This window comes from Parapedobacter sp. (assembly GCF_053550995.1).
Genome location: NZ_JBMQOC010000071.1, coordinates 24305 through 38969, shown reverse-complemented (window position 1 = coordinate 38969; position 14665 = coordinate 24305). Strand labels below are relative to the sequence as shown.

General features: G+C 50.6%; 14 protein-coding genes. 12 read left to right on the top strand and 2 right to left on the bottom strand.

The genetic code is table 11. The features are described from left to right. Positions 1-250: hypothetical protein (locus ACO1NT_RS10310; RefSeq protein WP_449048545.1), on the top strand; the 250-nt coding region annotated here is incomplete at its 5' end. A 40-nt stretch (positions 251-290) separates the two neighbouring features. Here the strand turns inward: ACO1NT_RS10310 and ACO1NT_RS10305 are convergent. Then, on the bottom strand, positions 291-1763 hold the full coding sequence (locus ACO1NT_RS10305) for a hypothetical protein (RefSeq protein ID WP_449048544.1): 1473 nt from the start codon (positions 1761-1763) through the stop codon (positions 291-293). A gap of 233 nt (positions 1764-1996) precedes the next feature. Here ACO1NT_RS10305 and rbsK point away from each other — a divergent pair, with 233 nt between their 5' ends. The 3 genes from rbsK (at position 1997) to ACO1NT_RS10290 (ending at position 5015) form a co-directional block, all read left to right on the top strand. Continuing rightward, a complete protein-coding gene (gene rbsK / locus ACO1NT_RS10300) occupies positions 1997-2914 on the top strand; it encodes a ribokinase (protein ID WP_449048543.1) in 918 nt (305 codons plus the stop codon). A 39-nt stretch (positions 2915-2953) separates the two neighbouring features. After that, complete coding sequence (locus ACO1NT_RS10295) at positions 2954-3958, top strand: GRP family sugar transporter (protein ID WP_449048542.1); 1005 nt, start codon at positions 2954-2956, stop codon at positions 3956-3958. A 106-nt stretch (positions 3959-4064) separates the two neighbouring features. Beyond that, positions 4065-5015 (top strand): nucleoside hydrolase, encoded by a 951-nt coding sequence (locus ACO1NT_RS10290; RefSeq protein WP_449048541.1) that lies wholly within the window; start codon positions 4065-4067, stop codon positions 5013-5015. A 9-nt stretch (positions 5016-5024) separates the two neighbouring features. Here ACO1NT_RS10290 and ACO1NT_RS10285 read toward each other — a convergent pair whose 3' ends face one another. Beyond that, positions 5025-5879: an MBL fold metallo-hydrolase gene (locus ACO1NT_RS10285; RefSeq protein WP_449048540.1), complete on the bottom strand. Its 855-nt coding sequence runs from the start codon at positions 5877-5879 to the stop codon at positions 5025-5027. A 261-nt stretch (positions 5880-6140) separates the two neighbouring features. On the opposite strand from ACO1NT_RS10285, the gene pckA reads away from it, so the two are divergent. The 8 genes from pckA (at position 6141) to ACO1NT_RS10245 (ending at position 14632) form a co-directional block, all read left to right on the top strand. Beyond that, positions 6141-7757, top strand: coding sequence for a phosphoenolpyruvate carboxykinase (ATP) (pckA, locus tag ACO1NT_RS10280; RefSeq protein ID WP_449048539.1), 1617 nt, complete (start codon positions 6141-6143; stop codon positions 7755-7757). Between the two features lie 431 nt (positions 7758-8188). Then, a complete protein-coding gene (locus ACO1NT_RS10275) occupies positions 8189-9313 on the top strand; it encodes a phosphotransferase enzyme family protein (RefSeq protein WP_449048538.1) in 1125 nt (374 codons plus the stop codon). A 29-nt stretch (positions 9314-9342) separates the two neighbouring features. Next, complete coding sequence (locus ACO1NT_RS10270) at positions 9343-9987, top strand: carbohydrate-binding family 9-like protein (protein WP_449048537.1); 645 nt, start codon at positions 9343-9345, stop codon at positions 9985-9987. Between the two features lie 98 nt (positions 9988-10085). Continuing rightward, positions 10086-10334 (top strand): type B 50S ribosomal protein L31, encoded by a 249-nt coding sequence (locus tag ACO1NT_RS10265; RefSeq protein ID WP_449048536.1) that lies wholly within the window; start codon positions 10086-10088, stop codon positions 10332-10334. A gap of 78 nt (positions 10335-10412) precedes the next feature. Beyond that, positions 10413-11603, top strand: coding sequence for a putative sugar nucleotidyl transferase (locus ACO1NT_RS10260; RefSeq protein WP_449048535.1), 1191 nt, complete (start codon positions 10413-10415; stop codon positions 11601-11603). A gap of 43 nt (positions 11604-11646) precedes the next feature. Next, a complete protein-coding gene (gene tpiA / locus ACO1NT_RS10255; RefSeq protein WP_449048546.1) occupies positions 11647-12414 on the top strand; it encodes a triose-phosphate isomerase in 768 nt (255 codons plus the stop codon). Positions 12415-12426: 12 nt separating this feature from the next. Next, positions 12427-13266 carry a 50S ribosomal protein L11 methyltransferase gene (gene prmA / locus ACO1NT_RS10250; RefSeq protein WP_449048534.1) on the top strand — a complete coding sequence of 280 codons (840 nt, stop codon included), beginning with the start codon at positions 12427-12429 and terminating at the stop codon, positions 13264-13266. 4 nt (positions 13267-13270) lie between these two features. After that, positions 13271-14632: a UDP-N-acetylmuramate--L-alanine ligase gene (locus tag ACO1NT_RS10245; protein ID WP_449048533.1), complete on the top strand. Its 1362-nt coding sequence runs from the start codon at positions 13271-13273 to the stop codon at positions 14630-14632. Positions 14633-14665 lie beyond the last annotated feature (33 nt).

Here is a 14665-nt window from a genome sequence, read left to right as displayed (position 1 = left end):
TGTAGGGTTTAGGCAAATCCATGTAGGGGTTGAGCTATCCGTACTCCGGTTTGGGCTAATCCATGTAGGGTTTAGGCAAATCCATGTAGGGGTTGGGTCATCCGTACTCCGGTTTGAACAAATCCATGTAGGGTTTAGGCAAATCCATGTAGGGGTTGGGCTATCCGTACTCCGGTTTAGGCTATCCATACACCGGTTCGGCCGAATCCATGTAGGGGATGTTCAAGCCCTACCCCAACACCGGAACTAGCAGTGAGGCTATCAGTAACTACTTAAACGGGCAAAGCCGCTTATCGGTGTTTTTCAGAAACCCATTCGCCGAAATCAAAATACTTTAATAGCTGCATTTCGCGTTTTTCAGCTTGAATGGCCGATCGTTTTGTAGCGATTTTCTTTCTTGCGGCCACTTTCCAAGCATTTCCTCGGCGCTTTGGGTCGGCAGAGATGGTGTTGAACACCAACTTCTCTGTTTTGTAAGACTTTCCCAATTTACCGAAGGCTCGTTTATAGGAACGGATTTCGTAATCGAGGTATTCTAGGTCGTCCTGTTCGTAGCTGATAAGGATGTGCAATAGACGTGCGGCACGGTATACAGGAAGCAGTGTGTGCCGTTTTTCCGTCGCAGAAATAAGGTTGATACACTTATTGGCCTTGTTCCATTGCTGTGAGCGGAAATAGGTCAATCCTTCAAAGTAGTCGTATTCCAATTGCTTTTCATGGCCTTCGAGCGCCGGGGTGGCCCCTTGATGGTTTACGAATGCTAAGGCCTTGTGGATACTTCCCTTGCCGAGCAGCATGTTCAACCGATACACGTTTGCCGTGAGTGTGGCGAGGTGGCAGAAGTGATCAGGGTAGGGCCGCTTGGACAGGGCTGTTGCCTTATCGATAAACAACGCCATTTCTTCGTAATACCCGATGCTTCGTAAGCTATCCAAGATACCGTCTAATGCCGATAGGTAATCGTACGGCGGGTAATCCCACATCGATTCGTTGGATTCAATCAGTTTGTTAAGCTCGTTGAAAATCCGTAAAGCTGAACGGTATTCGCCGGTATGGATGAAAAAGAACGACTGGAATAATAAGTGGAGTTTCTGTGGTTCGAACTCGTGTTGGCTGCCCCGGGTGGTTAAACTGAGCTCACTTAGGATCAAATCGTTGATTTTTTTGTCGCTTTTGCCATTGACTGCCAGTGCATCGTTCGTTAGCCTATAGCTTAAGAGCTCGTACAACGAATAATGCTCATGCAATTGCCGGAGCGATTGCAGGGTATGTTTGGCTTTCATCTGCTTATCGACTAGCTGTTGTTCGCTGGTCATCGGAAAACCGATATCGGCCAATGCAGTAAGCTCCATGCGCGATGCCTGGTAAGCAACCGCATGGTTTTGGCTCTCGGATGCCAGCTTAAATGCTTTGCTGAGCGCCTTGTGCGCCCGGTTCGGCATGGAGCGCTCAAAGCACAGCCGGGCCTTCATCAATTGGTGGTGCTGCGCATACCAGGTGTCCTGTTCGATACGTATCTGTACAAGCAAATCGGTGAGTACCTTGTACAAATAGCTCGCGGTGTTCTCAAAAGACTTTGACGGATAAGTATGTCGGAACTGCTGTTCCCACGACTCGCCGTTGCCATTAGCATGTTCGATAACCAGCTCATATAAAAGCAAATAGTCTTTCGGGCCTTTGAGTTTCGTGCAATGCAGCTGGAAATGTTTTTTTTCAGCAGCAGAGAGCGAGCGGATGAGTTTTTCTAATTCAAACGTGAGCATAGGGAACGATCTGTGGTGGGTTAGTTAGTGCTTAGTGGAGAGTGATTCAGTGAGTATGGGTTGTTTATTATTTGTATTAATGAATTGAATACCAGTATTAACATCATGTTTTTACTTGTTTTATTTCATTTCATAATTCATAAAATTATGAAAAAAAGGTTGATTTCCGAAAAATATCTCCATTACTTTTGTTATCGTAATAGACCAAATTGTTAGTTTTTGTAACCAGTTATATGAGTTGTAAAATCATTGTAGTAGGAAGTATGAACATGGATATGGTGGTAAAGACCAGCCATATTCCCCAGCCGGGAGAAACTGTTTTGGGTGGATCATTTTTCATGAATCCAGGGGGAAAAGGTGCTAATCAAGCCGTATCGGTTGCGCGGTTGGGGGGAGACGTAACGTTCGTCGGAAAAATCGGTGATGACATTTTCGGAAAACAATCCTCACAGCTATTTGACGAAGAGGGAGTGGATACGAATGGTATACTATCTGACCACGACAGTCCATCGGGGATTGCCCTTATTACGGTCGACGAGCATGGCGAAAATAGCATTGTTGTGGCTCCCGGCGCGAATGCACACCTGGAACCGGCGGATGTGGAGCGTGTACTCGAGAAATATCCCGACAGCAAGATATTGTTGATGCAATTGGAAATACCCATGCGCACGGTAGAATTTGCTGCACAGCATGCCCGGGAGAAAGGCATGCAGGTCATCCTGAACCCTGCTCCCGCCAATGAGTTGGTGCCACGTGTTTTTGATTTGGTCGATATCCTTACGCCGAATGTCAATGAAGCTGAAATGTTATCGGGGATACGGATTGTGGACATTCCGAGTGCGCGACAAGCAGCAGAAAGCATACATGCCCAGGGAGTGAAACATGTCATCGTGACATTGGGGAAGGATGGTGCCGCGGTGCTGGAAAACGGCGTGTTCTACCATATCCCGGCCCCGAGTGTAGAGACCGTGGACACGACGGCCGCAGGCGACGTATTCAATGGGGCGTTGGCGGTGGCGCTGGCTGAAGGCAAGGGGCTAACGGATGCAACATCTTTTGCGTGCCGAGCGGCATCGATAGCGGTCACCAAGATGGGGGCGCAATCGTCCATCCCTTTCCGAAACGAAGTGTTGTTGAGTAGTATGACATAAATAGATAGAGTTATAAACCAATTTAAAGACCAGTGAATTATGTTTATCGTAGAAAGTTATGGACTAGCAGTCTTGTTCTGCATCATTACGATGCTATGCTGGGGCTCCTGGGCCAATACGCAGAAGTTGGTACAGCGTGAATGGCGCTTCGAACTGTTCTATTGGGATTACGTATGGGGGATCTTTCTGCTTTCGCTCGTTGGGGCATTCACCATGGGCAGTGTGGGTGATTCAGGGCGGTCATTTTTGACTGATTTGGCGCAAGCCGATGGCGATAACGTCCGCAGCGCACTCATCGGTGGTGTGGTATTCAACCTTGCGAATATCCTGTTGACGGCCGCTATTGCCGGTGCCGGCATGGCGGTGGCATTTCCCGTGGGCATCGGGTTGGCACTGGTTATCGGCGTGCTCATCAATTACCTCATGCTCAGTAAAGGCGACCCCGTATTGCTTTTCCTGGGCGTTGGCTTGGTTACGCTGGCTATTATCCTCAATGCGGTGGCATATGGGAAGCATTCGGGTAGTGCCGGTAAGAAGAAGGTGGGCAAGTGGATTGCCGTCTCGGTCATCGCCGGTATTTTGATGTCCACATTCTATCCCTTTATCGCCGCCGGCATGGACCTCGAAAACTTCGTAAGCCCCGCCGCCGGCAAGATGACACCCTATACGGCCTTTGTGGTATTTGCTGCGGGTATCCTGGTAAGCAACTTGGTGTTCAACACCGTTTTGATGCGTAGGCCGCTCGAAGGGGCGCCTATTAGTTACGGGGAATATTTCCGTGGCCGGTTTAGCATCCATCTCGTGGGTGTCTTGGGTGGCTGTATTTGGGGGCTGGGCAACCTGTTCAACCTCATTGCGGCGGGGAAGGCGGGGCCTGCGATATCTTATGGGCTGGGGCAGGGGGCTACGCTGGTGGCGGCCCTGTGGGGTGTGGTTATCTGGAAAGAATTCAAAGGCGGCTCCAGATCGGTGAACGTACTTGTCGCCGCCATGTTTGTTTTGTTTGTGGTGGGCTTGGGATTATTGATTGCAGCTGGCGGATAGCTGTTATGACGATGAACATTTTAATTAACTTATTTTTATTATTGCCCTTATGAAAGCGTATCCAATTTTTCTTTTTAGTGCCGCTCTTTGTTGCGTAGCATGCTCCATGCCACCGAATGATCAAATGAAATTGTCGGCCACACAGACCCCGAAAATTATTTTTGACACCGATATGGGGCCCGATTATGATGACATCGGTGCCCTTGCGGTACTGCATGCCTTGGCCGATAGCGGGGAATGCGAAATATTGGCCACCGTGGCGAGCGATGCACACCCGGCGATTGCGCCAACCATCGAGGTGTTCAACCGGTACTTTGGCCGGCCAGATCTACCCGTAGGTGCGGCCCCCGACGGGGCTCCGGATTTTACGGCCGAAAACGGCTGGAACGATACGCTGGTCAATACTTACGCACCCGAGCTGCACGGTAAAACCTATCCCAATGGGGTGAATGTATACCGGCAGGTATTGGCAAGCCAACCCGATAATAGCGTAACGATCGTTACGGTAGGGTTCCTTTCAAACCTTAGTGGGCTTTTAGCTTCCCAACCGGATGAGCATTCCGAGCTAAACGGCATGGAGCTAGTGAAAGCCAAAGTGAAGCAGCTGGTCGCCATGGCCGGCCTATTCCCGGAGGGGGTTGAGTTCAATGTGATCAAAGATGCCCCGGCTTCCGTCGATGTGTTTGATAATTGGCCGACACCGATACTGTTCAGTGGCTTCGAAATCGGAACAAAAATTCTTACCGGTGGTAAGGTGGCTGCGCGTAGCGATGATGGGCCGGTGACCAAAGGTTACCAAATGAATCTGAAAACGTATGCCGGAAAGGAGGTGGCCAACCGCCAGTCGTGGGACCAGACCGCCGTATTGATCGCGGTTCGTAACCCTACGGACTATTTTTATGTGAACGGACCCGGCAAGTTTGTCGTCGATGAAAAAGGGACTGACAGGTGGGACCCGACGATCGATGCGGGCCATTATTTCATTGTGCACAAATACCCTTACCAGCATATTGCCGATGCCGTGGAAGCGTTGATGTTGCACACTCCCGTAAAGTAAACCGGAGGCTTACTTATTGCCCGCCAGCCACTCGTTGAGCGAAAACGTCTCTTTCAGCCGGTACCCTTTGTCCGTTAGCTGGATGGTGCAGCACTCGTTAACGGGGTCGTGCTCCAAAAATAGGGCATAGTCGTTGTCGATGGATTCTTGCCAATAGTTTTTGCGCTCTTCCATGGTGATGAGGGGCTGTACATCGTAGCTCATCACATACGGTAGCGGGATGTGTCCGGCGGAGGGCAGGAGGTCGGCCATGTACAGCAGTGTCCTTCCGTTGCAGTTGATTTGCGGGAGCATCATGGCATCGGTATGGCCATAGGCGAAGCGTACGGTGATGTTGTCGGAAAAACGGATCCCATCTTCCACGTCGATATAGCGCAGCTGCCCGCTCTCGTAAATCGGTATGATATTTTCCTGCAGGAACGAGGGCTTTTCGCGATGGTTGGGGAATAATGCCCAATCCCAGTGCTGTTTGTTGCTCCAATAAGTAGCGTTCTTGAAAGCCGGTACCAAACGGCCCGCTTCGTGCATGATGGCCCCCCCGACGTGGTCGAAATGGAGGTGTGTGAGAAATACATCGGTAATGTCGTCCCGATGGAACCCATGTTTGGCTAACGATCCGTCAAGCGTGCCGTCCCCGTGGCGGTAATAGTGGCTGAAAAATTTCTCGTTTTGTTTGTTGCCCAGCCCGGTGTCTACCAAGGTGAGCCGCTTGCCTTCCTTGATAAGTAAGAGCCGTGCTGCCCAAGTGCACATGTTCCGGTCATCGGCGGGGTTGGTGCGTTGCCAGATGGATTTGGGTACGACGCCGAACATGGCGCCCCCATCGAGCTTGAATAATCCGGTGTCTATAGGGTATAATTCCATACGTAGTCTGTTCTGTTGTTGGTCAACGGTTAAAGGTAAAGAATACCCGCCAAATACGGCGATGCAAGTTGAAAAAATATGGTCTGCGGAACGGAGCCAGCGAAAGAATAGGCTAAAACGATAAACATTGTTGGTATACAGCGTATTAACTTAGTGTATTATTTACAAAAAGCTGATTTTCAGTATATTTTACTGCATTTTATGATTTTTTAATCCCTACATTTGCCGCATTGAATCAATGCACATATAGAATTAATTGCTATGAATGCTTCAAAAAAAGCTATTCCAAAGCTAGATTACCTTTTTATCAGGAACAGTGAAAAGGTACACTATCAACAACCTGTGGCGGAGCTGGTTGAGCATGCCCTTCTCACGGGTGAAGGAAGCCTGTCGGCCTCCGGTGCCCTGGCCGCAGACACGGGCCGTTTTACCGGTCGTACCCCCTACGACCGTATCATCGTTGCGGACGCCTTGACGGAAGATTCCATATGGTGGGGCGACATCAACCAGCCAATCTCCGCACAGTCGTTTGCGTACCTGTTTAAGGAGGTTGGGGCCTACTTGAGCGGTCGGGAGATTTTCGTGCGCGACGCCATTGCCGGTGCCGACCCCTCGTACAGCATCGGCGTCCGGGCAGTGACCGAAACCGCCTACCAGAGTGTGTTCGTCAACAACCTCTTTATCCGGCCAACATCACCCGATCCGATGTCGCGGCCCGAATGGTCCATCCTTGCGGCACCCGGTTATACCTGTGCCGATCCCGAGCGTTATGGATTGCACCACCCCCATTTCGTGATCATCGATTTTACCCATAAAGTGGTGCTGATTGCCGGTACAGGCTATACCGGTGAAATTAAGAAAGGCATGTTCTCCGTGATGAACTTTATACTGCCGCTGGAAAAACAGGTGCTTCCCATGCATTGTGCGGCCAACACGGACACCCGTGGGCATACCGCCCTGTTTTTCGGGTTGTCGGGTACGGGCAAAACAACGCTATCTGCCGACCAGAGCCGGATGCTGGTGGGCGACGACGAACATGGTTGGAGCGACAACGGTATTTTTAATTTTGAAGGGGGATGCTATGCCAAATGTGTGGGATTGGACGAGAGCAAGGAGCCAGAAATCTTCCATGCGGTCCGGTTCGGTGCATTGATAGAGAATATCCGTTACGTTCCCGGCACGCGTTTGCCGGATTACGACGACGTGTCTAAAACAGAAAACACCCGTGTGGCCTACCCCATCGATCACATCATGGGTAGCGTGACGCTTGGCCAAGCATCCGTACCCAAAGATATTTTCTTCCTTACGGCCGATGCATTTGGCGTCCTTCCACCGGTATCATTGCTATCCACTACCCAGGCCATGTATCACTTCATGTCGGGCTATACGGCCAAGGTGGCCGGCACCGAGGAGGGGGTCAGCGAACCCAGGGCGGTCTTTTCTGCTTGTTTTGGCGAAGCTTTCCTGCCGCTGCACCCCGCACAGTATGCCGAATTGCTGCGGGGACGTTTGGCTGGCCGTCCAATCAATGTATGGTTAGTGAATACAGGTTGGGTCGCCGGTCCATATGGTGTAGGCCGCCGGATCAAGCTGGCGTATACACGGTCCATTATCAAAGCTGCCTTAACGGGGGTGTTGAAGGAAGCCATCTTCCGTACCCACCCGGTATTCGGGCTCCGCTACCCAACCAGCTGCCCCGATGTGCCCGATGCGGTGCTTGACCCTGTACAATTGTGGGCCGACGAAAATGCCTATTACGCAAAAGCCAACCAATTGGCTAGGCGTTTTATCGATAATTTCAAGCGGTATGGAAATGAGGTTAGCAAAGATGTGTTGGATGCATCGCCGACCGTCGTGGAATCCGCTTCGTTGATTTGATCGTTTAATAAATCGCAAGTAAGCCCTCGTAATGCAAATTCCGGGGGCTTTTTTATGTCTATTAACCTGCGTTCGATGATTTTTTGTTGCTCAGAACGCTTTGAAAGGGGCAGCTTCAACTGAGAACGACGATGGAATAGCGGGCTATTTCGAGGAGTTTTCAGGAAGAAGATGGCGGTTTCAAAGTGAAAGACCGACAAAGCTAACCCAATAAACTCGCTACGCGGCGTTGCCTTCGCTTGGCTTATCCCGATAAGCCTGCACAAAGGTGCCTTGCCTATCGAGTTTATTGGATTTCTGAGCCGGCAAAGAATCATCGAACGCAGGTTAAAAATAACGCAAACGTTTGTTTGTTGAAATGGTATGGTTATTCGTGGGCTAATTTGCATATTGCGCATCAGTTAAGTAGAAGATACGGGTTTCCTTATTTTATGAATGATTTTAATCCAGAGCAGTTAGCCTCGTTGGCCAATGAATTTGATATCGAAGGTAGGGTGGTGGATGTTTCCGCATTCGGATCGGGGCATATTAACGACACCTTCCGGGTGGTGACCGACAAGGCCGGAGCGAAACAATACCTGCTCCAGCGCGTAAACCACCATGTTTTCAAGAACGTCGCGGCGGTGATGGATAATATCCAGCAGGTAACCGGCCACTTGAAAAAACGGTATGCTGACGAATTTAAAGGAAGCAACCATCTTGATCGCCGTGTGTTGACACTGATACCGACTACCGGCGACGAACCGTATTTTCGGGATCGGCAACGCAATTTTTGGCGGATGTTTATCTTGCTGGATGGAACACGAAGCTATGATATCGTGGAGACCCCGCAGCAGGCGCAGGAAGGCGGGCGGGCGTTTGGACAATTCCAGCGGATGCTGGTCGACTTGGATGTTGAACTCATCCACGAAGTGCTGCCCGATTTCCACCATATCGGCAACCGGTTGGCCCAACTCAGCCGTGCGGTAGCGGCCGATACGGCTGGCCGCGTTGGACAGGTGCAAGAGGAACTGGCATTTATAGACAGGCGAGCAAAGCGGATGCACGCGATATTGGATTTGGCCGCCCAAGGGCGGTTACCTATACGGATTACGCATAACGACACCAAATTCAACAACGTATTGCTGGATGCCGATGACTGTGCACAATGCGTGATTGACCTGGATACGGTGATGCCGGGATATGTGGCCTACGATTTTGGCGATGCCATACGGACCATCATCAACCGGGCTGCAGAAGACGAGGCCGATCTGGATAAGGTGCGCCTGAATATTCCATTATTTGAGGCGTATACCGAAGGGTATTTCGAAGAAGCGCACCATTTCCTGACGGCAGACGAGACGGCGTCGCTGATGGAAGGGGTGCTATTGTTCCCGTATATGCAGGCAGTACGGTTCTTGACCGACTTTTTAGAGGGCGACCATTATTATAAGGTGCACCATGCCGACCATAATTTGCAACGTACCCGTGCGCAACTTAAGCTGGTGAGCGAACTCGAAGTCCACGAACCGGAGTTGCGGGCCATCGTGGCGCGTGTGGCCGAATGGTACCAATGAGGGCATGCCCAAATAGAAAACAGATGTCGATGAATACGATGACCATTCCTTTCCTGGCGGGTGTCAATCCACATACGACCGCAGAGGAGCTATTGGCCAATATGGCCCCATTGGAGGCGACCAAGCTCACGGAAGTGCCCTGGAAGGCTTTCCCATATCACCCTTCGGTTCATTTCAAGATTGCCCATACACCGGTAGGTATCCTGCTGCTATTCGAGGTACAGGAGAAATGTGTGAAAGCGGTTTACCGACACACGAACGACCCCGTATATAAAGACAGCTGCGTGGAATTCTTCCTTTCATTCGATGGGTCGAATTATTACAACCTGGAATTCAATTGCATAGGAACGGGACTGATCGGTTACGGGCCGGCGCAGAAAAGTGAGCGGAAACGGCTGTCACGCGAGACGATTGAGCGCGTGAAAGCCGTGAGCAGTATCGCCGCGGAAGTTTTGGAAAACGGGGATACGGAATGGCGACTGCTGCTTCACATCCCCCTATCCGTATTTGAAGCCCAGGCAATGGAGTCACTGGCCGGTATGCGGTGCACGGGCAATTTCTATAAGTGTGGGGACGACTTGCCCGAGCCACATTACGTGGCGTGGAACCCCATCGATCACCCGGTACCTAATTTTCACTTGCCCCCATATTTCGGTGAGTTGGTGTTCGAATAAACTTGGAATGACAAAATAGCTGGGAGGTATTGTTGGAATTTAAATTCTAATAAACTATCTTTGCACGCTCATTAGGAATATAGTAACACGAAGATAAAATGAAGAAAGACTTGCATCCAACGAATTACAGATTGGTGGTTTTCAAGGATATGTCAAATGATTACGCGTTTATTACGCAATCTTGCATCGAGGCCAAAGAGACCATTCAATGGGAGGATGGAAATGAATATCCATTGGTGAAACTGGAAATTTCACATACTTCCCACCCGTTCTACACCGGAAAAATGAAATTGGTTGATACCGCTGGCCGTATCGACAAATTCCGTAGCCGTTACAACAAAAAGTAACCGGAAAACAGGTAAAAAAATATTAGTCCCGATATTTTATCGGGACTTTTTTATTTTAGCCGTTCGAAATGGAAACCTATGCATATCGTTTTATTTGACAAGGCGGAATGGCGGATAGGGCTTTATCCATTGGCGCTGACGCGTCCTGTGGCCGACCTGCGCGTGGGCATACTCACCATTGCCGAGAAATGGGCAAAGTGGCTGGGTGCTTCCCATTCTTTCCTTACCGAAGACTATCTACAGGAAAAGTATCCGTTAGGGCAGCTAAGCGATGATATCCTGGTTATACGAGGTAACTGCTGCCCCGACGGCCGGCTGGTCGATGCGGTGTTGGCGTTGCGAACGGGCGAGGCGCTGTGGCACGGAGGCGAAGTTGTGGCCCTGCGCACCGGTGCAGAAACCCTGCCATATGGCGAACTACCCCCCTTGGCGAGTTTTTCACCCATAAACTATCACCATCCACTGGTAGCGATTACCTATCCCGAAGATATTTTCTTGCAAAACGGCGGACAGATCGAGTTGGATTTCGATCTGCTTACCACGGGGCGGCAGTCGGCAATATTATCCGAAAGCAACCGTTTCATTGGTGACCGGCTTTTTGCCGAAGAAGGGGCCCAAGCGGAAGCCGCAACGTTCAACAGCACGAAGGGAGCCATCTACTTAGGTAAAAATAGCGAGGTGTGGGAAGGTAGCCTCATCAGAGGTGCATTTGCCTTGGGCGAAAAAGCGCAGGTGAAAATGGGAACCCGGATTTACAGCAACGTATCGGTAGGGCCGCACTCGCGCGTGGGTGGCGAGCTCAATACCTGCGTTATCTGGGGGCGCTCTGCCAAAGGACACGACGGTTACCTTGGGAGCTCCGTCCTTGGCGAGGGTTGTAATTGGGGAGCTGACACGAATAATTCGAATTTAAAGAACAATTATAAGTCCGTGCGTTTATATGATTATAGCCAAGGGGGATACCGGGACACCGGCTTGCAATTTTGCGGGATGGTGATGGCCGACCATGTGCGGTGTGCCATCAATACCGCTTTCAACACGGGCACGGTAGTAGGGGTGGGGGCGAGCGTTCATGCCGCTGGTATTCCGCCCACGTTTATTCCCGATTTCTCCTGGGGCAACGGTGACGGCTTTTCGGCTTATCGGTTGGATAAATTCGTCGAAACGATGGAGTCGGTCTATGAGCGGCGGAACCTCCGTTTCGATGAGGTGGAAAAGCGCCTGCTAACGGCCGTGTTTGAACGCACGCAGCGATATAGGCGCTATTAGGAATGGAAAATTAACATTATTATACGATAACTATACAAATATGATACGAAAGAAAATTGTTGCCGGAAACTGGAAAATGAACCTTGACTACCAGCAGGGTGTCAGTCTTTTTTCCGAGATTGTGCATATGGCTAACGACGAGCTGATCGGCGAGCAAGGCGTTGTGGTATGTGTGCCTTTTATCCACGTGCATGGTATTGCCCAATTAGCGGGCAGTTCGTCGCGCGTTGGCGTGGGCGGGCAAAACATCTATTTCCAGGAATCGGGGGCATATACCGGCGAGATATCGGCGGCACAGCTGAAATCGGCCGGTGCAACGTATGTCATCCTGGGCCACTCGGAGCGCCGTGCGTATTTCCAGGAAGATGATGTCGTACTCAGCAAGAAGGTGGATGCCGCACTGAAGCATGGCCTCACGCCGATCTTCTGTATCGGAGAAACGCAAGAGGAGCGTGAATCCGATCGCTATTTTGACGTGATACGTACCCAATTGGAAAAAGGTATCTTCCATTTGGCAGACGGCGACTTCGGTAACGTAATCCTTGCATACGAGCCGGTATGGGCCATCGGGACCGGGCTTACCGCCACGCCGGAGCAGGCGCAGGAGGTGCACGCGTTTATCCGCAACGAGGTAGCCAGCCATTATAACCAAGATGTGGCCAACGGTACATCCATCCTCTATGGTGGTAGTTGCAACCCAAAAAATGCACCGGAACTGTTTGCGCAAGGCGACATCGATGGCGGCCTTATTGGGGGGGCATCTCTAAAATCACGCGATTTCATCGATATCGCCAAAGTATTCAATCGTTGATACAGACCGGCCATGAGGTACAGTGAAGTGGTCTTTTCGTGCACAGGCGGCGAAGATTGGCACCAGGATATCTTGATAAGCGACCTTGGTGATATGGGCTTCGATACGTTCGAAGCCCGCGACGGCGGGTTTGCGGCATACATCGCATCAGCGCAGCTGGACCGCTCGGCGTTGGAGTCCCTGCTGATCCATCAGCCTATTGGTTTTACGGTATCCTATGTGGTCAATGAAATCGAGCCTCAGAACTGGAACAGCGTGTGGGAACGCAATTTTGAACCGGTGGTTGTAGCGGATCAATGCTACGTACGGGCCACTTTCCATGCCGCGGCACCTGAATATCCCTACGAAATCGTGATCGACCCCAAAATGGCGTTTGGCACGGGGCACCACCAGACCACGTCGTTGATGATGCGCCAAATGCTGGCGGAAACCATTGAAGGGGGAAGGGTGTTAGATATGGGCTGCGGCACGGGTATCCTCGCTATATTGGCGGCAAAACTGGGGGCAGCATCGGTATTAGCAATAGATAATGACCCCGTGTGCGTAGCCAGTGTGGAAGAAAACAAAATAAGGAACGATGTGGCGCACATCGAAACGGCGTGCGGCTCGGCGGACTTGATAAGGGGGCATCGGTTTGATATGATCTTAGCGAACATCAACCGCAACATCCTGCTGGAACAGTTGGAAGCTTATGCCCACGCATTGGAGCGGGGTGGGGTGCTGCATATGAGCGGCTTTTACGAAGGACACGATCTGGACGTACTGAAGGACGCTGCGGCGAAACACGGCCTGGCCTATACCGGCCACGAAGCGATGGATAGTTGGGCAGCGGCACGGTTTATAAAAGAGTAAGCATATGCGGGTACATTTCATAGCCATTGGCGGTAGCATTATGCACAACCTCGCGATAGCGCTCGCGAAAAAAGGCTTCCTCGTTAGCGGTTCGGACGATCATATCTATGAACCATCGCGTACCAACCTCGAGAAAGAGGGCCTATTGCCGGAGGCCGGTTGGGATCCGGCACGCATTACGGAGGATATTGACGCCGTGGTGCTGGGGATGCACGCGAAGGAAGATAACCCCGAATTGCAGAAAGCCCGGGAACTGGGTATACGTATTTACTCCTATCCGGAATTCATCTATGAGCAGGCGGCCGAGAAAACGAGGGTGGTGATTGGCGGCAGCCACGGGAAGACGACGATTACAAGCATGATCATGCATGTGCTCCGGTCTATCGGGCGTGATTTCGATTTTTTGGTCGGTGCAAAGCTCGACGATTTTGACCACATGGTACGGCTGACCAAAGATGCACCGCTCATCGTCATCGAGGGCGACGAGTACTTGGCGTCCGCTATCGATCAGCGGCCTAAATTCCACCTCTACAAACCTCATATTGCCCTCATTAGCGGTGTGGCGTGGGACCACGTGAATGCTTTCCCTACGTTTGAAAACTACGTGGATCAGTTCCGATGGTTCATCAAAAGCATTGAGCCTAAAGGTACGCTGGTTTATAACAAGGAGGATAAGACATTGCAGGAATTGGTACTGGAAGACCGGTCCAAAATAAATAAGCATGGCTATCGTACGCCCGAATATACCATCAATAAAGGAATCACCTATATGCATACGCATATCGGCGACGTACCGTTGCAGGTTTTCGGCAAGCATAACCTATCCAATATAGCGGCAGCGTTTACTGTCTGCGAATGGTTGGGTGTTGAACGGGATGACTTTTATGCTGCCATTAGGCAATTCAAAGGTGCCACGCGTCGATTGGAATACGTAGCGAGCGACAATGATAGTGTCGTCTATCAGGATTTTGCACATACCCCGGCGAAGCTCCGGGCCAGTATCCATGCACTGAAGGAGCAATTCCCCGACAAAGCATTGGTTGCCATCATTGAGTTGCATACCTACAGTAGCCTCAATGAAGCTTACCTGAACGAGTATCGGGACACGATGCAAGAGGCTGAATTTCCCGCGGTATTCATCAATCAGGAAGCGTTGAAGCAGCGGAACGCCGAATCAATCTCTGAAGCCACGCTAAAGCAGGCTTTCAACCAGCCCAACCTCGTTTATCTGGATGGTATTGATCGGATGAAAGCCTATCTGGACGATTTATCGCCTTCCGGAAAAAACCTCCTATTTATGAGTTCGGGGAATTACGGTGGCATAAATCTTGTTAATTTTGCTGATAAGTTTTTATATAAATCATAAATTTAATTATATTCGAATCCAGTGGAGAAATAC